The sequence below is a fragment of the Sporosarcina sp. GTC18466 genome, from assembly GCF_055389225.1.
On sequence record NZ_AP044037.1, the window covers coordinates 128,588 to 148,552 of the forward strand.

Sequence of the window (19,965 nt, forward strand, 5' to 3'; positions counted from 1 at the left end):
TATGGCTAAGCTTCTGACGAATGTATATATGTTGAATGCAGATGGGGAAATGATCAAGACGGAATTATTGATCGAGGACGGAAAAGTGAAAGAGATCGGCGAAGGGCTTGACCGGAGTGATGCGGAATTGATTGACGGGAAAGGGAATTTCCTCTCGCCAGGTTTCATCGACGTGCATGTCCATTTACGCGAACCGGGCGGCGAGCGCAAAGAGACGATCGACTCGGGAACAATGGCTGCAGCTAAAGGCGGCTATACGACCATCTGCGCAATGCCGAATACGCGGCCTGTTCCGGATACAAAAGAGAATTTGGCGCATATCAATAGCCTGATCAAAGAAAAGGCGCATATCCGGGTCCTCCCGTATGCCTCCATCACAATTAGGGAGGCTGGCAAGGAACTCGTCGACTTTGAAGAGTTGAAACAGGAGGGCGCATTCGCCTTCACGGATGACGGCGTCGGCGTGCAGCAGGCGGGGATGATGTTCGAAGCGATGAAAGAGGCGGCTGCGGCTGGACTGCCGGTTGTCGCTCACTGTGAAGACAATACGCTCATCTACGGAGGAGCCATGCACGAAGGCAAGCGGAACAAGGAGTTAGGCATAAAGGGGATCCCGTCTATTGCGGAATCCGTCCATATCGCAAGAGATATCCTGCTGGCGGAAGCGGCGGGTGCGCATTACCATGTCTGCCATGTCAGCACGAAGGAATCGGTTCGCGTGATTCGTGATGCGAAGAAAGCCGGCGTTCATGTGACAGCCGAAGTGACGCCGCATCATCTGCTGCTGGACGAGATGGATATTCCGGGCGACGACGCCAATTGGAAGATGAACCCTCCACTTCGAGGGAAAGAAGATCGGGATGCTTTGATCGAAGGATTGCTGGACGGGACGATCGACTGCATCGCAACAGACCATGCTCCGCACACGGCTGAAGAAAAAGCAGCCGGCTTCGCGAAAGCGCCGTTTGGCATTACAGGTTTTGAAACAGCCTTTCCGCTCCTCTATACACACTTCGTCGAAAATGGAGATTGGACACTCGCGCAGCTGATCGGCTACATGACGACGAAACCGGCTGAAGTTTTCGGACTGCCTTACGGGAGAATAGAGCAGGGAGCTGATGCAGATCTAGTCCTGATCGACCTTTCTAAAGAGATGCAGATCGACAGTGCGACATTCTTGTCAAAAGGGAAGAACACGCCATTTGATGGCGAAGTCTGTAAAGGATGGCCGGTGATGACAATCTTTGGCGGCGAAGTCGTCTGGGAGGCGGGACAGATATGAAACAGAGAAGCCTGATTCTGGAAGACGGTACGGTGTTCAACGGGAAGGCTTTCGGAGCGGACTGTTCTTCAAGCGGTGAACTTACATTTTCGACTGGCATGACTGGCTATCAGGAGGTTATTCTTGACCCGGCTGCAGCAGGCCGAATCATTGCAATGACCTATCCATTGATCGGCAATACAGGTATCAACCGTCAGACCGAGGTACTACAAGTTGGAGGGCTCGTTGTCAGAGAATACTGCGATGAGCCATCCCACTTTGAAAGTACGATGGCGCTAGGGGAAATGATGGCCATCCATGGCATTCCGGGCATCGAGGGAATAGATACACGCAAACTCATGCGGATCATCAGGGAAAAAGGACCGCTGAAAGGAAGGCTTACCGAAGCAAAGCATCAAACGAACGCTTATACAGGAGAGGAGAATTTCAGTGCCTAAACGTCCAGACATCCAAACGATCCTTGTCATCGGTTCAGGTCCTATCATCATAGGACAGGCAGCAGAATTCGATTATGCAGGAACACAGGCCTGCCTGTCACTCAAAGAGGAAGGGTACCGAGTCATCCTCATCAACTCGAACCCTGCGACAATCATGACAGATGCCGAAATTGCGGACAAAGTATACATAGAACCGCTCACGCTCGATTTTGTCAGCCGGATCATCCGGAAAGAACGGCCGGACGCCCTTTTGCCGACACTGGGCGGGCAGACGGGCCTTAATATGGCGATTGAGCTGCAGGAATCGGGGATCCTTGACGAACTTGGCATAGAAATCCTGGGCACCAAGCTTGATGCAATCCATCAGGCGGAAGACCGTGATCTGTTCCGCAGTCTGATGAAGAAACTAGGAGAACCTGTCCCGGAAAGTGAAATTGTCCATAGCGTGGAAGAAGCCTGCTCCTTCGCGAGAACAATCGGCTACCCTGTCATTGTCCGGCCTGCCTTCACATTAGGGGGAACAGGGGGTGGCATTTGCCATGACAGCCGGGAGCTCGAGGAAATTGTTGCGAGCGGCTTGAAATACAGCCCTGTCTCACAATGCCTCATAGAAAAGTCGATCGCCGGATTCAAGGAAATCGAATATGAAGTGATGCGCGACGCTGCAGACAATGCGATTGTCGTCTGCAATATGGAGAACGTTGACCCGGTCGGCATCCACACAGGCGACTCAATTGTCACTGCGCCTTCGCAGACCCTGACAGACCGTGAGAACCGTATGCTCCGTGATGTCTCCCTGAAGATCATCCGGGCCCTTAAAATCGAAGGGGGCTGCAATGTACAGCTGGCGCTTGATCCATCCAGTTCTACATATTACATCATTGAAGTGAATCCGCGTGTCAGCAGGTCATCAGCGCTCGCATCCAAAGCGACAGGCTATCCTATTGCTAAACTGGCTGCTAAAATCGCTGTCGGGCTTACGTTCGATGAGATGAAGAATCCGGTGACCGGCAGCGTATATGGTTGCTTTGAACCCGTGATCGACTATGTGGTGACCAAGATACCCCGCTGGCCATTCGATAAGTTCGAATCCGCCAAGCGGAACCTCGGAACTCAGATGAAAGCGACCGGTGAAGTGATGGCGATCGGGCGGACGTTCGAGGAATCCATCCTGAAAGCGGTCCGTTCCCTTGAAACAGGCCAGTACGGGCTGACAGTGAAACATGCCGGGGAACTGTCTGACGAGCAGCTGGAAAAGCGTATACGGAAGGCAGGGGATGAACGGCTGTTTTTCCTCGGAGAGGCCTTGCGACGCGGCTTTACGATTCAGACCCTCCACGAATGGAGCGCAATCGACCTCTTTTTCCTGCGCAAGCTAGAAAAGATCATCCAGATGGAAAAGAAGTTGCTTGAAAACCGCTGCGGGGCGGAATTGCTCCATGAAGCGAAGCGGATGGGCTTCTCGGATGTGACAGTCGCCCGGCTCTGGGACAAGACAGAGCGCCAAATATACGAGTATAGAAAAGAACACGGCATCGTCCCGGTTTATAAGAAAGTGGATACATGTGCTGGCGAATTTGAAACGGATACCCCCTATTTCTATGGCACATACGAAGAGGAGAACGAATCACGCGCATCAGGAAATAAAAGCATTGTCGTTCTCGGGTCAGGACCGATCCGCATCGGACAAGGAGTGGAATTCGATTATGCAACTGTCCATTCAGTATGGGCGATCCAGCAAGCCGGATATGAAGCGATCATCATCAATAACAATCCCGAGACGGTGTCCACGGATTCTTCCATTTCGGACAAACTATATTTTGAACCGCTCGCAATCGAGGATGTCATGCATGTCATTGATCTGGAAAAGCCGGAAGGGGTCATTGTCCAGTTCGGCGGGCAGACGGCCATCAATCTTGCACAGCAACTTGAAGAGCGGGGTGTGAAAATACTAGGGACTTCCCTCGCTGACATCGACCGGGCAGAGAACAGGGATGAATTTGAACGCACATTGCGCGAAATCGGCATCCCGCAGCCGCTCGGAAAAACTGCAAGGTCAGCTTCGGAAGCGATCAGGATCGCTAGCGAGATCGGCTATCCTGTCCTTGTACGGCCCTCCTACGTGCTCGGGGGGCGGGCGATGGAAATCGTCTACGTTGAAGAGGAACTTGTCCACTATATGGAAACTGCTGTAGAGGCGAGTCCGGAACACCCCGTTCTTATAGACAGATACCTGACTGGCATCGAAGTCGAAGTGGATGGCGTCTGCGACGGCGAGCAAGTAATCATCCCGGGCATCATGGAACATATCGAACGTGCAGGTGTGCATTCGGGCGATTCCATTGCGGTCTATCCGCCGCAAAGCCTCTCGCCGGACCTGATCCAGACGATTGTCGACTATACGAAGAGACTGGCGCTCGGCCTGCAGATAAAAGGACTATTGAATATCCAATTTGTCATATCGGATGGCGAGGTCTATGTCATCGAAGTGAACCCGCGCTCCAGCCGGACAGTGCCATTCATGAGTAAGATTACAAAAATCCCGATGGCCAACATCGCGACAAAAGCCATCCTGGGCATGTCGATTGCAGATCAGGGCTATGAAGAGGGACTAGCGGAAGCCCCAAGAGGCGTCTATGTGAAAGTGCCAGTCTTCTCATTCGCAAAACTGCGGCGTGTCGATACTGCGCTAGGTCCTGAAATGAAATCGACGGGTGAAGTGATGGGGAAGGACAGAACACTGGAGAAGGCTTTGTATAAAGGTCTGATCGCTTCCGGCATGGATATCAAGCCGTACGGTTCTGTCTTATTGACGGTATCGAATAAGGATAAAGGGGATCTGGTAGGGCTTGCCAAGCGATTCTTCCAGATCGGTTATGAACTTCTGGCGACAGAAGGAACGGCGGATGCCCTGTTGAAAGCAGGCATACCGGTTAAAATGGTCAGCAAAATCGGCACAGGAGGCAATACGCTGCTTGATGCGATCCAAAAGGGAGAGGTCCAGATGGTTGTTAATACATTCACTAAAGGAAAACAGCCAGAGCGCGACGGGTTCCGGATCCGCCGGGAAGCTGCTGAGAACGGCATCCCTTGCCTGACATCCATCGATACGGCCGAAGCCATGCTCAGCGTCCTTGAATCCATGTCATTCACGGCTGACGAAATGCCGAAACAGGAGGTAGCATTATGATCATCCAAGACCGCATGAAAATCATCTCTCACCAGATGATTGCGGAACATATTTTTGAATTGAGACTGACCGGAAAGCTGGCGGGTGAAATCACATCACCCGGCCAGTTTGTCCATGTCAGGGTTGCGGATACCTTTGAGCCGCTCTTGAGGCGTCCGCTGTCCATCGCTTCCTATTCAGCGGATAAGCAGGAGATGGTTCTGATCTATCGGGCGGAAGGAAGAGGGACATCATTGCTGTCACAGAAACACGCGGGGGAAGAGGTGGATGTCCTGGGACCGCTCGGGAATGGGTTCCCGGTTGATGAGACAGAAGCTGGCCAAACGGCGATTTTAATCGGCGGGGGCATCGGTGTACCTCCTCTTTATGAACTATCCAAGCAGCTTCATGACAAAGGCGTAAAGTGCATCCATATACTAGGCTTTCAGGAAAAGTCGGTAGCTTTCTATGAAAAAGAATTCAGCCGCCTTGGAGAGACGTATATCGCTACAGTGGACGGATCGCTCGGCACGAAAGGATTTGTGACTGACGTCATGAAGGATTTGGATGCCGGCTTCAATACGTATTACAGCTGCGGTCCTATGCCGATGCTGCGCGCCGTGCAAGCCATGTATGAAGGGAAAAAAGGATTCCTTTCATTTGAACAGAGGATGGGCTGCGGCATCGGAGCCTGCTTCGCATGTGTCTGCGAGACTACAGAACAGGCGGACGAAGCGTATGTGAAGGTCTGCTCGGACGGGCCTGTATTTCCAGCAGGGGTGGTGTCGATATGAACAGATTAGCAGTGGAACTGCCTGGGCTTACGCTCCGGAATCCGATCATGCCGGCCTCGGGATGCTTTGGATTCGGCAAAGAGTACGGTAAGTTGTATGATCTTTCAAAACTAGGGGCCATTATGATCAAAGCGACCACGCTTGAAACGAGGCTCGGCAACCCGTCCCCTCGCGTCGCCGAAACGGCCGCGGGCATGCTGAATGCGATCGGACTGCAAAATCCGGGGCTTTTGAAAGTGATGGAGAATGAACTGCCGTGGCTAGAGCAGTACGACGTGCCGATCATCGCTAATGTGGCGGGCACAGAGACAGAGGATTATGTGGAAGTTGCTAGAGTGATATCGACCGCACCGAATGTCCATGCACTTGAGCTGAACATTTCCTGTCCGAATGTAAAATGCGGGGGCATCACATTCGGGACTGACCCGCAGCAGGCGCATGACCTGACGATGGCCGTCAAAGCCGTATCTGAAGTGCCTGTCTATGTGAAACTGTCTCCGAATGTCACAGACATCAAAGAAATCGCTAAAGCAGTCTGCGCAGCTGGCGCGGATGGCATTACGATGATTAATACACTCATCGGCATGAGGCTCGACCATAAGACCGGCAAGCCGGTCATTGCAAACGGAACCGGGGGATTGTCGGGGCCTGCAGTCAAGCCTGTAGCAATCCGCATGATTTACGAAGTCAGCCAAGTTGTCAGCATCCCGATCATTGGAATGGGCGGCGTGGCTGATGCGGATGATGTCATCGATTTCCTATCAGCCGGCGCCAGTGCGGTTGCTGTCGGCACCGCCAATTTCGTCGATCCGTTTGTCTGCCCTACAATTATCGAAGAACTGCCAATGAAGCTGGATGAACTCGGAATCGAATCCATTTCGGAATTGGTTGGAAGGAGCCATCGCCTATGAACACATCACCTATCATCGCCTTGGATTTTGATTCCGCGGAAAAGGCGCTTGCATTCCTTGAGCCATTTGCCGGAGACGTCAATGTAAAAGTCGGGATGCAGCTTTATTACAAAGAAGGGCCGGCAATTGTCAAAACGCTGAAAGAGTCGGGATATGGTGTGTTTCTTGATTTGAAGCTGCATGATATTCCGAATACTGTGAAATCCGCAATGGAAGTGCTGGCAGGTTTGCATGTCGATCTTGTCAACGTCCATGCGGCTGGCGGCCGTGTAATGATGGAGGCGGCTCTTGAGGGTCTCGATCAGGGGACACCGGCTGGACAGAAACGGCCATCGCTCATTGCCGTAACTCAGCTCACTTCAACGAATGAGCGGCAAGTGAGGGAAGAACAGCTGATTGGTGTATCGCTTGAGGAATCGGTGCGCATGTACAGCAGGCTGGCGAAAGACGCGGGGCTCGATGGCGTTGTCTGTTCGGTCCTCGAAGCAGCGGACATAACAAAAGAATGCGGAGCGGACTTTTTGAAAGTGACGCCGGGGATCCGGCTGCCGGACGGGGAGCAAGGCGACCAGAAGCGGATTGCGACTCCTGAAGAGGCAAGAATCAACGGCTCTACGCATATCGTCGTCGGCCGTGCAATCACGCGGGCGCAACATCCGCTGGCGGCATATGAACAAATTGCAGCACAATGGAGAGGATGAAGAAGCATGGAGAAAAAAGAAATCGCTAAAATACTGCTGGACGCAGGCGCGGTAGAGTTAAGCCCGGATGCGCCATTCACCTGGGCATCGGGCATCCAGTCCCCGATCTACTGCGACAACAGGCTGACGATGTCAGACCCGGCAGGACGGAAACAAATTGCCGAAGGGCTCGCCGGATTGATCCGCAAACACTATCCGGACGCGACTTTGATTGCAGGTACAGCGACAGCCGGCATTCCGCATGCCGCATGGGTAGCTGATATCCTTGGCCTGCCGATGGTCTATATCCGCTCAAAAGCGAAAGGCCATGGCCGCAGCAAACAGATCGAAGGGAAGGCTGCGCCTGACGATCGGGCGGTCATCATTGAGGACCTGATTTCAACAGGCGGCAGCAGCCTGAATGCCGTACAGGCGCTGCGCGACGAGCAGGTTGCCGTGCTCGGTGTCGTCTCCATCTTCACGTATGAGCTTGCAAAAGCGGATGAAGCTTTCGAGCAGGAGAAACTGACCTACCATAGCTTGACCGATTTCAATGCATTAACGGAAGCTGCCATGGAGCAGGGCGCTATCCAGAAGGAATCACTGGATGGGCTTCTTGAATGGCATCAGAATTTGAAAGAAGGACGTATGTGAAATCGCAAAACAGGCTGCCGGTCACTTCCGGCAGCCTGTTCTTATTTACGCAATTTCCGGACCACGTCTTCGTCTGGTGTCACGAAAATCGTCTTCTGTTCAAAATAGATGACAAAACCGGGCTTAGCACCGCTCGGTTTCTTCACATGGCGGATCTCTGTGAAATCGACCGGCACGGATGCGGATTCACGTGCTTTGCTGAAATATGCAGCAAGTGTCGCTGCTTCCCGGATCGTTTCCTCGTCCGGCTGCGCTTCATGGATGACGACATGGGATCCCGGGATGTCTTTTGTGTGAAGCCAGATATGGTCCCGAGCCGCTGTCTTGAATGTCACATAGTCGTTCTGCTTATTATTCTTGCCAACTGAAATTGGGATGCCTGACGAAGAAATATACTGCTCCGGCGACGGTTTTTTCGCTTTCTGCTTTTTCTTCAGTTTTCTTGCCTTCATGAAGCCGAGCTCCGCAAGCTCTTCCCGTATTTCCTCAATATCTTCTGTTGACGCCTGCATCACTTGCTGGCGGATCATATCAAAATAGGCGATATCCTCGTCCGCCTTCTCAAGCTGGCTAGCAGTCATGATCAGGGCATTTTTTGCCTTTGTATACCGGCTGAAATATCGCTGGGCATTCTCAATCGGCGTCTTTCTCGGATCGAGCGGGATGGTCACCGTCTCGCCTTCCTTGTAATAATTGTCGACAGTCGCTTCCGCATCCCCTTTCTTGATCTGATAGCTGTTCGCGGTGAGCAATTCTCCGTACAGCTGGAATGTATCCAGCTTTTCCGCGTTTTGGCGTTCCTTCGCAAGCTTCTTTTTCTTCAGCTGAAGTTTTGCGATTTCATTATCAAGCCAGCGTTCCAGATCTGCCGCCTGTGATTTAACCCGTTCCCGCTGTGCTTTTGCAAAATAGACCTTATCAAGAAGTTCGCCGAGATCCGGGAAATGCGCGACTTCCTTTTCTGCATGATGAAGGGCGGCCGCTGAGAAAAGCAGTTTCCCCCCTGATTCGGAAATGTTCGGATGCATCTGGTCCTGATCTGTAAATGAAGCGAGAAATGCTTCATAGACCGAATAGGAATCCTCATCCGAAGCACGCAGCCGATATAGAAGCTCTTCGGCGTTCACTGGAGAAAAACCGGCCAATTCACGGACGATCGTTTTTGCATCCGCAAAACCCGCGTAAAGCTCATGGAATTCCTCCGCAGTAAGGTTGAACGGGTTCCGTTTCTCCTGGATAGGTGCGGGGATATAGGGCTGGCCGGGCATGATCGTCCGATAGCTGTTCACGGACGGCGGCAAATGTTTCATACTGTCCAAAATCAGGCCACGTTCCGGGTCGATCAGGATGATGTTGCTGTGGCGGCCCATGATCTCGACGACCAGCATCCTGACCATATCATCGCCAATCTCATTCTTTGCGCGTACTGTAATATTGATGATCCGGTCTGCCCCGGTCTGCTTGATCGAAGTGATGACCCCGCCCTCCAAATGCTTTCGCAGCACCATGCAGAACATCGGGGGCTCATTCGGATTGACGATCGTTTCGCCCGTCAGCTGGATCCTTGAGTAAGATGGGTGCGTCGAGATGAGCAATCTATGATTTTGATTGCCCGCCCTTATCTGCAAGATGATCTCCTGCATATTCGGCTGATGGACTTTAGAGATCCGTCCGTTTTCAAGTTTCGCAAGTTCCGCGGTCATCGCGGTCATGAATAATCCGTCAAATGCCATATGAATTCCTCTTTCAAAAACGTTTTGTTCCATTTTAGCACTCTATTGAAGAGTTATGTTATAATATGAGCACTTAGTTTAACATCGGACGTTTTTGTTAAACCTATGCGAAATGAGAGCCGCTTAATTAGCGGCGTTTCGCGATTTCATTCTATAATACATAAGAAGAGGGATTGCATGTATAAACAACGTGGCTTGCTGATCGTTCTTTCCGGACCGTCGGGCGTCGGGAAAGGAACGGTCAGGAAAGAGCTTTTTTCACAACCGGATACGAACTATGAATACTCGATTTCGATGACGACACGAAGCCCGAGGGAAGGGGAACAGGACGGCATCGATTATTTCTTCAAATCACGCGAGGAGTTCGAGCGGCTCATCGGCGAAGGCAAGCTGCTGGAATATGCGGAGTATGTCGGCAACTATTACGGCACTCCGCTTGACTATGTCAATGAGACGCTTGACGCAGGACGGGATGTCTTCCTTGAAATTGAAGTGGTCGGAGCCGCCCAGGTTCGGGCGAAGGTTCCCGACGGCTTGTTCATATTCCTGGCTCCGCCTAGCCTCTCGGAACTGCAGGACCGTCTGATCGGACGCGGGACGGAAGAAGCGGATGTTATTGCAAGCCGTGTACTCAAGGCAAGGGAAGAGCTTGAAATGATGGACCTGTATGACTATGTCGTAGAAAATGACGAAGTGACAAAAGCATGCAGCCGCATCAATGCCATCGTCACCGCGGAACATTGCCGCAGGGAACGCGTCGAAAAACGCTACTTACTTATGTTGGAGGGAGAATGAACCATGCTATATCCATCAGTTGATTCACTGAAAGAGAAGATTGATTCAAAATACACGCTCGTCACACTTGCCGCAATGCGTGCAAGGGAGATGCAAGAGAAGAAAGAAATTCTCCTTGACAAATACCGGTCCCATAAAAATGTAGGGAAAGCGCTGGAGGAAGTTGCGGCAGGCGTACTGTCCACCCAGGAACAGGATGCTTCTGTCGTATACGAAGACGAAATCTGATTCCGAATAAAATAAGTTGAAGCGACACTCCCTTACGATCACAATCTAAGGGAGTTTGTCGTTTATAAAAAGGGAGGGTACGGGGACCTATGCTGACCAATAAGAAAATACTTCTATGCGTCACGGGCGGAATTGCCGTCTATAAGGCGGTTGCACTCGTCAGCAAGCTTTCGCAAGCAGGGGCAGCCGTGAAAGTGATCATGACGGAATCGGCTATGCGGTTTGTCACGCCGCTGTCTTTCCAGGTAATGTCCCGTCATGATGTGTATACAGATACATTTGACGAAAAAGACTCCAAGGTGATCGCCCACATCGATCTCGCCGATTGGGCAGATCTTATTATCGTTGCGCCGGCGACTGCAAATGTCATCGGAAAGCTTGCGAACGGCATAGCGGATGACATGGTGACGTCGACGCTGCTTGCTACGACAAAGGAAGTCTGGATCGCGCCTGCGATGAATGTCCATATGTATGAAAACAAGGCGGTCAAACGGAATATCGAGACGCTTCACAATGACGGCTTCCGCTTCATTGAACCGTCGGAAGGGTTTCTCGCGTGCGGTTATGTCGGCAAGGGCAGGCTGGAAGAGCCTGAGCGGATCGTCGAACTGCTGTCCGCTCATTTCTCCGGAAGGCCTGCGGAACTGCCGCTCAACGGAAAAAAAGTGGTTGTCACAGCCGGACCTACCTTGGAACGCATCGATCCCGTCCGCTATATTTCGAATTTCTCCAGCGGGAAGATGGGATACGCGATGGCAGAGGCGGCAAAAGCACTTGGAGCCGACGTGACGCTCATATCGGGTCCTGTATCCCTTGCAAAACCGAGCGGGATCCATGTGGTCGATGTCGAGAGCGCACAAGAGATGCTGGAAGCGGTCCTAGCGGAATATGAAACCGCAGATCTTGTGATCAAAAGTGCAGCAGTCGCCGATTACCGGCCGAAAGAAGCGCATACCGAAAAAATGAAGAAGAAGGAAGGGGACAGTTCCCTTCAGCTTGAGAGGACGACTGATATCCTCAAGACACTCGGGGAGCGCAAGACGCACCAGCTTCTTGTCGGATTCGCCGCAGAGACGAACGAAGCCGTCTCTTATGGCCAGTCGAAGCTGGAACGGAAGAACCTTGATTATATTGTGGTGAATGACGTGACGGATCCAGGCGGAGGGTTTGGAAGCGATACGAATGTCATCACCCTGCTGTCGCGAAACGGGACAAGGCGTCCATTTGAAGAGATGGAGAAAAAGGAGCTGGCACAAATCATATTAGAAACGATTTTGGAAGAGGAAAGAGCGACCAAGCATGATCGCTGAGACAATTGTCGATGTTGCAGCCTATCCGATCGATCGTCCTTTCGATTATTCTGTGCCCGTCCATTTAGAAGGCATCATCCAGCCGGGCTCACGGGTGAAAGTCCCTTTCGGATCGAGGTCCGTACTTGGTTATGTCACCGCTCTGAAAGAGACGACTGATGTGCCGGAAGGGAAACTTCGGCAGATCACTGAGCTGGTCGATCTGGAACCGGTTTTGTCTCCAGAACTTTTACAGCTTGCGAAATCGATGGCGAAAGAGACGCTTTCCTATGAGATCGATGCCCTCCAGGTGATGCTGCCGGCGGCGATGCGTGCAAAATATGAGAAATTCATCACTGTAGAAGACGCAAGCTTGATCACCGATCCGGAGTTCAAGGCATTTATCGGATCAAAAAAACGGATTCCCCTTAAACAGGCGGAATCCGCTTCGATATTGCGCTTGGCCAGAAAGTATTCCGAGAAGGGCGCCATTTCGGTGGACGTTGCGATCGGTCAGAAGACTGAAGTGAAAAAAGTGCGGGCGATTGAGATTGCAGATGCCGGCAAGCTGGGGGAAATCCGAAGCGCAATTCATCCGAATGCGAAGAAACAGGCGGCGCTTCTCGATTGGATGGCGGATCACGCGGGAGAAACGATCCTTGCCACCGTCATATTGGCAGAGGCAGACGTCCAGAATACAGTCTTGAGAGGGGTCATCGATAAGGGGGCTGGAACTGAGCGCATGGTGGAGACCTACCGTGAACCGGCTCCTTCCAGTTTGCGGGACGCGAAAGTGCCGGTCCTTCTTACGGATGAACAGCAGGTGGCTCTGAGTAAAGTGATGGAGGCGAGCGACGCAGGCTTGTCCGAGACATTTCTTCTTCATGGCGTGACAGGAAGCGGCAAGACGGAAATTTATCTGCGCGCGATCAAGCATGTGCTGGAAGCTGGGAAAGAAGCGATCGTCCTTGTGCCGGAAATATCGCTGACACCCCAGATGACCGCCCGGTTCCAGGAACGTTTCGGCCAGCTTGTCGCTGTCATGCACAGCGGCCTTTCATCGGGCGAAAAATATGATGAATGGAGAAAAATCCACCGAGGCGAAGTGAAAGTGGTGGTCGGTGCACGGTCGGCCATTTTCGCCCCTTTTGAAAATCTCGGCATCATCATCTTAGATGAGGAGCACGAATCGACTTATAAACAGGAAGATACACCGCGCTACCATGCAAGGGACGTGGCTATCTGGCGGTCTGAGTTCAATCGCTGCCCAGTAATACTCGGCAGTGCGACGCCTTCACTCGAGTCGTACGCACGGGCATCGAAAGGCGTCTATACGCTGCTTGAACTGTCCGAGAGGGCAAACCGGAAAAGCTTGCCGGAAGTCCATGTCGTCGATATGAGGGAAGAATTGAAAGAGGGGAACCGGTCCATGTTTTCCATCCCGCTTGCTGAAGCGATCAGGCAGCGGCTGGACCGGCATGAACAGACTGTGCTGTTCCTGAACAAGCGCGGGTTCTCCTCTTTTGTCCTTTGCCGCGACTGCGGCACAACGATCCAATGTCCTAATTGCGATATCTCCCTCACGTACCACCGGGCGAATGAATGCTTAAAATGCCATTATTGCGGTCATGAGGAGCAGGTGCCGCTCGTTTGCCCTGAATGCGAGAGCGAGCATATACGATTTTTCGGCACTGGAACGCAGAAGGCGGAAGAGGAGATCGCAAAGCTGTTTCCAGAGGCAAGAGTCCTGAGAATGGATGTCGACACGACAAGGCAGAAAGGGTCCCACGAGCGTCTGCTCAAGCAGTTCAGCGAAGGAAAGGCGGATATCCTTCTCGGCACGCAGATGATCGCGAAAGGCCTTGATTTTCCGTCGATCACCCTTGTCGGGGTTCTGGCAGCAGACACGACGCTTCATCTGGCTGATTTCCGTGCTGCAGAGAAGACATTCCAGCTGCTTACACAAGTGAGCGGGCGCGCCGGGCGCCATGACTTGCCCGGTGAGGTGTATATCCAGACGTACTCTCCAGAGCATTATGCGGTTGAGCTAGCAAAGACCCAGCAATACGAACCTTTTTACAGACTGGAAATGGCGGCGAGGAAGCATTATGGCTACCCTCCGTTCTATTACATCACGCTTCTTCAGTTTTCCCATGAGGATCTGCTGAAGGCGGCAGATTTCGCTGGCAGGGCGGCGGCATTCCTGAAGGACAACCTATCGCAGGATACAGTGATCATCGGGCCTGCGGCAGCAGCCATCAGTCGTGTGAACAATAGATATCGCTACCAATGTTTGATAAAATACAAAAAAGAGCCGAAGCTGACGGAAACACTTCAGCAATTGATCAAACTGTATCGAACAGATTGGATCAAGCAGGACTTGCTAATGACAGTGGACGTAGATCCTGCATCCATTTATTGAAATGAGGAATTCAACATGGCTATTTTAGAAATCGTGGAGCATCCATCACCCTTGCTCACAACAAAATGCAAAGATGTCACCAGTTTTGATGAAAAGCTCGGAAAGTTGCTAGATGATATGTATGAAACGATGGTCGCCCATGATGGCATCGGAATCGCTGCTCCGCAGGTCGGAGAGCTTGTGAGAGTCGCTGTCGTCGATATGGGTGAAGGGGAACCTGTCATTGAAATGGTGAACCCTGTTGTGACGCATGTCGGCGGATCGGAAGTGGAAATTGAAGGATGCCTTAGTTTCCCAGGCCTCTACGGTGAAGTGGAGCGTCCATTCTATGTGCGGATTGAAGCCCAGGAGAGGGACGGGTCCCTCTACGAACTGGAAGCGGAAGATTATGAAGCGAGAGCCATTCTGCATGAGATCGACCATCTGAACGGAGTCCTTTTCGATTCGAAAATCCTTCGCGTCGTAGATCCTTCCGAGCTGGAAGAAATGGACGGTGAAGACGAGTGAAAAAAATTGTGTTCATGGGAACGCCCGATTTTTCTGTACCGATCCTGACAATGCTTGTCACCGAAGGATACAAAGTTGAAGCGGTCGTCACGCAGCCAGACCGTCCTGTCGGAAGGAAAAAAGTATTAACGCCGACTCCGGTCAAGGAAGAGGCACTTCGGCTCGGCTTGCCTGTATTGCAGCCAGTCCGGCTGCGCGGGTCCGAGGAGCTTCAAGAGATTATCGGCATGCAGCCGGACCTCATTGTTACGGCGGCTTATGGCCAGATCTTGCCGAAGGAATTGCTGGATGCACCTCGGCTCGGCTGCGTGAACGTCCACGCCTCCCTGTTGCCGAAATACCGCGGCGGAGCACCAATCCACCAGGCAATCATCGATGGGGAAAAGGAGACGGGCGTAACCATTATGTACATGGAGGAGAAGCTCGACGCCGGAGACATCATTTCACAGCGGGCTGTCCAAATCGGTGACCAAGACGACACTGGAACGATGTTCGCAAAGTTGTCGGATATCGGCACGGATCTTCTGCGAGAAACCTTGCCCTCCCTCTTTAACGAGACGAACAATAGGACGTCGCAAGACGAATCTTTGGTGACTTTCGCACATAACATATCACGCGAAGCGGAGCGTATCGACTGGACAAAGGATGGAAAAGCGATTTATAACCAGATCCGCGGGCTGCATCCTTGGCCTGTCGCCTATACCACTTTCCGCGGTGAGACAGTGAAAGTCTGGAAGGCGGAACTCGCAACAGCAGACAGGGAAGGCGATCCTGGTGAGGTTTTGGAACTAGACAAAAACAAATTGCTCGTCCAGACGGGCGACAAGATCTCGATCTCTATCAAAGAAATTCAGCCTGCCGGAAAGAAAAAGATGCCAATCGACACCTTTCTTAATGGAATCGGTTCAAAATGGCAAATTGGAGAGAAATTTGAATGAACAAAGGCAAAGGATGGAATGGAAATGTCCGGGACGCGGCACTGTCCATATTGCTCGCAGTCCAAAAAAATCAGGCATACAGCAATCTTCTCTTGAACAGAACAATGGAGACGTACGGGCTCGCGCCGAAAGACCGGGCACTTCTGACGGAATTGACGTACGGGACAATCGGACGACGAATGACGCTCGATTATTATCTGGAGCCATTTGTAAGAGGCCGGCTTGATGATTGGGTGCGCGAGCTTCTTAGGATGTCGCTGTACCAGATTGTATACTTGACTAAGATCCCGCCCCACGCCGCAGTCAATGAAGCGGTGGAAATTGCGAAGAGAAGAGGCCATAAGGGAATTGCGGCAACCGTCAACGGCATCCTCCGGTCAGTATTGAGGAGCGGAGTCCGCGGGACAGAAGAGATCGCTGATGCGCATGAACGGATTTCCATTGAAACAAGCCATCCAAAATGGCTGATCGACCGGTGGGCCGGCCAATATGGTGAAGAGGCAGCCTATGCGATGGCACGCCAGAACAATGAGCCGCCTTCTGTCTCGGTGAGAGTCAATTTGACGAAAACGACAGTCGAAGAAGCCGTTTCCAGCTTATCTGAGGAAGGATTCGATGTGAAGCCGGGTGAAGTCGTCAGTGAATGCCTCCTGATTCGCGGGGGGAATGTCGCGTCGTCATCCGCTTTTCGAAAAGGATGGATTACGATCCAGGATGAGAGCTCCATGCTTCCGGTTGTAGCGCTCAGCGCGCAGCCTGGCATGAAAGTGCTCGATATGTGCGCAGCGCCAGGAGGCAAGTCTACGTTCATCGCGGAAAGGATGAATGATGAAGGACAAGTCATCGCCTGTGACCTTCATGAGCATAAGCTGTCGCTGATCAAATCGAACAGTGAAAGGCTGGGACTTGGATCCATCGAAACGAAAAGCGGCGACAGCCGGGAACTTTCCGCCCTCTATCCGGCAGGCACGTTCGATCGGGTCCTTGTCGACGCGCCTTGCAGCGGACTCGGTGTCATACGGAGAAAACCCGAGATTAAATACGGCAAATCGGAACAGGACTTTGAAAATCTTGGGCGTATCCAGTCCGATCTGCTGGAGACTGCGTACAAGCTTGTCAAAGAGGATGGCCTGATCGTTTACAGCACATGCACAGTCGAGAAATCGGAGAACGAGGAAGTGGCAAGGGATTTCCTTTCGAAGCATCCGGACCTCGAAATCGCGACAATAAAAGAATTTAAAGAGAACGAAAAATTATATTATCAAAATGGGATGCTGCAAGTATTGCCACATCATTTCGGCAGCGATGGATTTTTTGTCGCAGCGTTCAAGAAACGCCAAGGATCAAAGTAGAGAATTAGCGGTTAGGGGGATGGATGGTGCGTTATGCAATCAAGACGGACATCGGCCAAAGAAGACCGGTGAACGAAGATAGCGCGGCGGTGTTTGAACTGCCGGACGGCCCGGCGCTCGCAGTCGTCGCGGATGGCATGGGCGGACATAAGGGAGGCGACTTCGCCAGTCTTACAGCTGTCAAAGTCATCGGAGAAAACTTTTTGCAAGCTGGAGAGCAACTCAAACAGGATGCGCACGGCTGGGCCGGCTGGCTGCACCAAGTGATCATCGATGTGAATTCTTTGCTATATGTGAAATCCAAGGAGGATCCGGCTTACAGGGGAATGGGCACAACGCTGGATGCGGTGCTGATTGACGGATCGACATGCTATATCTCGCATATCGGCGATAGCCGGGTGTATAAAGTCAGCCCAACAGCCATTCAGCAAGTGACGAAGGATCATTCATTTGTCAATGCCTTGCTGGAAAGCGGAGAAATCTCGGAAGAAGAGGCGCAGAACCACCCAAAACGCAATTGGATCATGAGAGCGCTCGGCTCTGAGCGGACGATTCAACCGGATTGCTATACGATTACACTCGAAGAGGACAGTTATTTGCTGATTTGTACAGACGGCCTGACAAACAAAGTGAGCGACGAGGAATTGAAGGACGTCATCCTGTCCGCAGGAGATTTGTCTGAAAAGTGTGATCGGCTGGTGGACATGGCTAACACCATGGGTGGAGAAGATAATATTACGGTGATTCTCTGTGCGCATACTGGTACGGAGGTGAAAAGGCCATGATCGGAAAACGGATCGGCGGCCGTTATGAAATTCTCCGCGGCATCGGGGAAGGCGGCATGTCCAAAGTCTATTTGGCACATGATGTCATCCTGGACCGTGACGTCGCCATAAAAGTCCTTGATTATGATTTTGCAAATGAAGATGACTTGAAACGGCGTTTTCAGAGGGAAGCCCTTTCAGCTACGAGCCTGACGCATCCTCACATCGTCAATATTTTTGATGTCGGTGAGGAAGGGGAACTGCATTATCTGGTCATGGAATATATAGAAGGCCAGACGCTTAAACGGTATATACAGACGAACGGCCCGCTCCCGCCTGAACAAGCGGTGCCCATCATGCTGCAGTTAGTATCAGCGATTGCAAATGCACATCACAACGGAATCATCCACCGCGATATCAAGCCGCAGAACATCCTGATGGATGGAAGCGGAAACGTGAAGATCACTGATTTCGGCATTGCCATGGCGCTGGATTCAACCGCTCACACAAAGACGAATTCCGTGATCGGCACAGTCCACTATTTATCTCCCGAACAAGCCAGGGGCGGCATTGCGACGAAGAAATCCGATATCTATTCACTCGGAATCGTCTTTTATGAACTTCTGACCGGAGAACCTCCCTTTTCAGCAGAAACGGCAGTTGCCATCGCGCTGAAACATCTGCAGGAGGAAACGCCGTCAGTACGGGATAAAAACCCCGCGATTCCGCAAAGTATCGAGAATGTGATCTTAAGGGCGACAGCAAAGGACGCCTTGAACCGATACCGAAATGCTGATGAAATGTATGAGGACCTGCTGACGGTGCTGTCACCTGAAAGGGCAGCAGAGCCCAAGTACTTTGAACCGGTAGATGAGGATAAGACCCGCATCATACCTGCTGTCAATGAGGCATCGAAGTTTGACAATGTGGAAGAAACAAAACCGATCATTCCAGTAGAACCGCCCGCAGTTGAGCCGCCGCTTAAAAAGAAGCGTAAGAAGTGGCCGATTGTTGCTGGAATTCTCGGAGGGCTCCTGGCACTCATACTGCTTGCACTGCTGCTGCCTTCACTGCTCGGACCTAAAAAAGCGGCTGTTCCGGATATCGTCGGCAAGGAAAAACAGGAAGCGGTCAGCATCCTTTCTGATAAAGGATTCGACAATGTGGAACAGGTGGATGAGGTTTCCGATGATGTGGAAGCCGGGTATGTCATTAGAATGATGCCCGAGAGCGGCCGCAAGAGGGAAGTGGATACGAAGATCACCATCTATGTAAGTTCAGGTAAAGAAATGGTGGAAATGCAGAATTATGCAGGACAGGATATTGACAGGGTGGCTGCCCTGCTGGAAAACAGAGGATTTTCCATAAGGCAGGAAAAGCAGCATTCCGACAAGACGGCCGGCACCATTTTAGATCAGTCTCCTGCAGCCGGCGAGATGGTTGTTCCTGAAGAGACTGAACTTGTCTTTACGGTTAGTGCGGGTCCTCAGTTGATCACTTTGAAAAACTTGAGCGGCTACAGTGAGGCAGAGCTTGATGCCTATGCAAACGAAACAAAGCTTCTTATACGAGCGACTTACGAAGAGTCCGATGAGGTGGAAAAAGGCAAGGTGATCCGTCAAAGCCCGCAGGCAGGCGCGGAGCTGGCCAAATCGGATACAGTGGATGTGGTAGTTTCCCAGGGGCCGAAAAAGAAGCCGTCCAAGCTTTCCGTTTATCAAGTGGTCATTCCGTACGAACAAGCAGATAGTGATGAAAATGTTGAAGACGGTGACGGAGAAGAAGGGGAAGGCCAACCTCCAGTGCCTCAGCACGTTCGCATCTATGTCAAGGATAAATCCCATTCCATGAATGACATTTATGATGAATTTGATATTACGGAGACCGTCAAACACGAGGTCAAGATTGAGCTGGAAGAAGGCCAGACGGGCGGTTATCGAATCGTCCGGGATTCGGAGATCATTGAAGAGAAGACGATCTCCTATGACGACTGACAAAGAGAGAGGGATA

17 protein-coding genes are annotated in these 19,965 nt (G+C 51.8%); 16 read left to right on the top strand and 1 reads right to left on the bottom strand.

Annotated features, from left to right (window positions below; translation table 11 throughout):
• The first annotated feature begins 1 nt into the window (after position 1).
• From ACZ5FK_RS00630 to pyrE, 7 genes are read left to right on the top strand one after another with little or no spacing between them, the layout of a single operon-like run.
• On the top strand, positions 2–1,282 hold the full coding sequence (locus ACZ5FK_RS00630; RefSeq protein WP_464805993.1) for a dihydroorotase: 1,281 nt from the start codon (positions 2–4) through the stop codon (positions 1,280–1,282).
• Positions 1,279–1,719 (top strand): carbamoyl-phosphate synthase domain-containing protein, encoded by a 441-nt coding sequence (locus ACZ5FK_RS00635; RefSeq protein WP_464805994.1) that lies wholly within the window; start codon positions 1,279–1,281, stop codon positions 1,717–1,719. The genes ACZ5FK_RS00630 and ACZ5FK_RS00635 overlap by 4 nt, the downstream gene beginning before the upstream one ends.
• Positions 1,712–4,909, top strand: coding sequence for a carbamoyl-phosphate synthase large subunit (gene carB / locus ACZ5FK_RS00640; RefSeq protein WP_464805995.1), 3,198 nt, complete (start codon positions 1,712–1,714; stop codon positions 4,907–4,909). Before ACZ5FK_RS00635 ends, carB begins: the two co-directional genes overlap by 8 nt.
• On the top strand, positions 4,906–5,682 hold the full coding sequence (locus ACZ5FK_RS00645; protein WP_464805996.1) for a dihydroorotate dehydrogenase electron transfer subunit: 777 nt from the start codon (positions 4,906–4,908) through the stop codon (positions 5,680–5,682). The genes carB and ACZ5FK_RS00645 overlap by 4 nt, the downstream gene beginning before the upstream one ends.
• A complete protein-coding gene (locus ACZ5FK_RS00650) occupies positions 5,679–6,593 on the top strand; it encodes a dihydroorotate dehydrogenase (protein WP_464805997.1) in 915 nt (304 codons plus the stop codon). The genes ACZ5FK_RS00645 and ACZ5FK_RS00650 overlap by 4 nt, the downstream gene beginning before the upstream one ends.
• Entirely contained in the window at positions 6,590–7,294 is a 705-nt protein-coding gene (gene pyrF / locus ACZ5FK_RS00655; protein ID WP_464805998.1) for an orotidine-5'-phosphate decarboxylase, read from the top strand. Before ACZ5FK_RS00650 ends, pyrF begins: the two co-directional genes overlap by 4 nt.
• Positions 7,295–7,300: 6 nt before the next feature.
• Complete coding sequence (gene pyrE / locus ACZ5FK_RS00660) at positions 7,301–7,927, top strand: orotate phosphoribosyltransferase (protein ID WP_464805999.1); 627 nt, start codon at positions 7,301–7,303, stop codon at positions 7,925–7,927.
• A 41-nt stretch (positions 7,928–7,968) separates the two neighbouring features.
• Here the strand turns inward: pyrE and ACZ5FK_RS00665 are convergent, their stop codons facing one another.
• Positions 7,969–9,660: an Rqc2 family fibronectin-binding protein gene (locus ACZ5FK_RS00665; RefSeq protein ID WP_464806000.1), complete on the bottom strand. Its 1,692-nt coding sequence runs from the start codon at positions 9,658–9,660 to the stop codon at positions 7,969–7,971.
• A gap of 177 nt (positions 9,661–9,837) precedes the next feature.
• Here ACZ5FK_RS00665 and gmk point away from each other — a divergent pair, with 177 nt between their 5' ends.
• The 9 genes from gmk (at position 9,838) to pknB (ending at position 19,949) form a co-directional block, all read left to right on the top strand.
• Positions 9,838–10,455: a guanylate kinase gene (gene gmk / locus ACZ5FK_RS00670; RefSeq protein ID WP_464806001.1), complete on the top strand. Its 618-nt coding sequence runs from the start codon at positions 9,838–9,840 to the stop codon at positions 10,453–10,455.
• A gap of 3 nt (positions 10,456–10,458) precedes the next feature.
• The gene (gene rpoZ, locus ACZ5FK_RS00675) at positions 10,459–10,683 is read left to right on the top strand and encodes a DNA-directed RNA polymerase subunit omega (protein ID WP_464806002.1); all 225 of its coding nucleotides are present in this window, start codon (positions 10,459–10,461) and stop codon (positions 10,681–10,683) included.
• Between the two features lie 89 nt (positions 10,684–10,772).
• A complete protein-coding gene (coaBC, locus tag ACZ5FK_RS00680; protein ID WP_464806003.1) occupies positions 10,773–11,993 on the top strand; it encodes a bifunctional phosphopantothenoylcysteine decarboxylase/phosphopantothenate--cysteine ligase CoaBC in 1,221 nt (406 codons plus the stop codon).
• The gene (priA, locus tag ACZ5FK_RS00685) at positions 11,983–14,394 is read left to right on the top strand and encodes a primosomal protein N' (RefSeq protein WP_464806004.1); all 2,412 of its coding nucleotides are present in this window, start codon (positions 11,983–11,985) and stop codon (positions 14,392–14,394) included. The genes coaBC and priA overlap by 11 nt, the downstream gene beginning before the upstream one ends.
• A 15-nt stretch (positions 14,395–14,409) precedes the next feature.
• Complete coding sequence (def, locus tag ACZ5FK_RS00690) at positions 14,410–14,901, top strand: peptide deformylase (protein ID WP_464806005.1); 492 nt, start codon at positions 14,410–14,412, stop codon at positions 14,899–14,901.
• On the top strand, positions 14,898–15,839 hold the full coding sequence (gene fmt / locus ACZ5FK_RS00695) for a methionyl-tRNA formyltransferase (RefSeq protein WP_464806006.1): 942 nt from the start codon (positions 14,898–14,900) through the stop codon (positions 15,837–15,839). The genes def and fmt overlap by 4 nt, the downstream gene beginning before the upstream one ends.
• Positions 15,836–17,191 (top strand): 16S rRNA (cytosine(967)-C(5))-methyltransferase RsmB, encoded by a 1,356-nt coding sequence (rsmB, locus tag ACZ5FK_RS00700; RefSeq protein ID WP_464806007.1) that lies wholly within the window; start codon positions 15,836–15,838, stop codon positions 17,189–17,191. The genes fmt and rsmB overlap by 4 nt, the downstream gene beginning before the upstream one ends.
• Before the next feature lie 26 nt (positions 17,192–17,217).
• Positions 17,218–17,976 (top strand): Stp1/IreP family PP2C-type Ser/Thr phosphatase, encoded by a 759-nt coding sequence (locus tag ACZ5FK_RS00705; protein ID WP_464806008.1) that lies wholly within the window; start codon positions 17,218–17,220, stop codon positions 17,974–17,976.
• Complete coding sequence (gene pknB, locus ACZ5FK_RS00710; RefSeq protein ID WP_464806009.1) at positions 17,973–19,949, top strand: Stk1 family PASTA domain-containing Ser/Thr kinase; 1,977 nt, start codon at positions 17,973–17,975, stop codon at positions 19,947–19,949. The genes ACZ5FK_RS00705 and pknB overlap by 4 nt, the downstream gene beginning before the upstream one ends.
• The last annotated feature ends 16 nt before the right edge of the window (positions 19,950–19,965 follow it).

Bases quoted from the DNA above. Each gene is read 5' to 3' on its own strand.
- ACZ5FK_RS00650 (WP_464805997.1), top strand. From the start codon at position 5,679: ATGAACAGATTAGCAGTGGAACTGCCTGGGCTTACGCTCCGGAATCCG.
- ACZ5FK_RS00645 (WP_464805996.1), top strand. From the start codon at position 4,906: ATGATCATCCAAGACCGCATGAAAATCATCTCTCACCAGATGATTGCG.
- pknB (WP_464806009.1), top strand. From the start codon at position 17,973: ATGATCGGAAAACGGATCGGCGGCCGTTATGAAATTCTCCGCGGCATC.
- priA (WP_464806004.1), top strand. From the start codon at position 11,983: ATGATCGCTGAGACAATTGTCGATGTTGCAGCCTATCCGATCGATCGT.
- gmk (WP_464806001.1), top strand. From the start codon at position 9,838: ATGTATAAACAACGTGGCTTGCTGATCGTTCTTTCCGGACCGTCGGGC.
- rsmB (WP_464806007.1), top strand. From the start codon at position 15,836: ATGAACAAAGGCAAAGGATGGAATGGAAATGTCCGGGACGCGGCACTG.
- rpoZ (WP_464806002.1), top strand. From the start codon at position 10,459: ATGCTATATCCATCAGTTGATTCACTGAAAGAGAAGATTGATTCAAAA.
- coaBC (WP_464806003.1), top strand. From the start codon at position 10,773: ATGCTGACCAATAAGAAAATACTTCTATGCGTCACGGGCGGAATTGCC.
- ACZ5FK_RS00630 (WP_464805993.1), top strand. From the start codon at position 2: ATGGCTAAGCTTCTGACGAATGTATATATGTTGAATGCAGATGGGGAA.
- ACZ5FK_RS00635 (WP_464805994.1), top strand. From the start codon at position 1,279: ATGAAACAGAGAAGCCTGATTCTGGAAGACGGTACGGTGTTCAACGGG.
- pyrE (WP_464805999.1), top strand. From the start codon at position 7,301: ATGGAGAAAAAAGAAATCGCTAAAATACTGCTGGACGCAGGCGCGGTA.
- ACZ5FK_RS00665 (WP_464806000.1), bottom strand. From the start codon at position 9,660: ATGGCATTTGACGGATTATTCATGACCGCGATGACCGCGGAACTTGCG.
- pyrF (WP_464805998.1), top strand. From the start codon at position 6,590: ATGAACACATCACCTATCATCGCCTTGGATTTTGATTCCGCGGAAAAG.
- def (WP_464806005.1), top strand. From the start codon at position 14,410: ATGGCTATTTTAGAAATCGTGGAGCATCCATCACCCTTGCTCACAACA.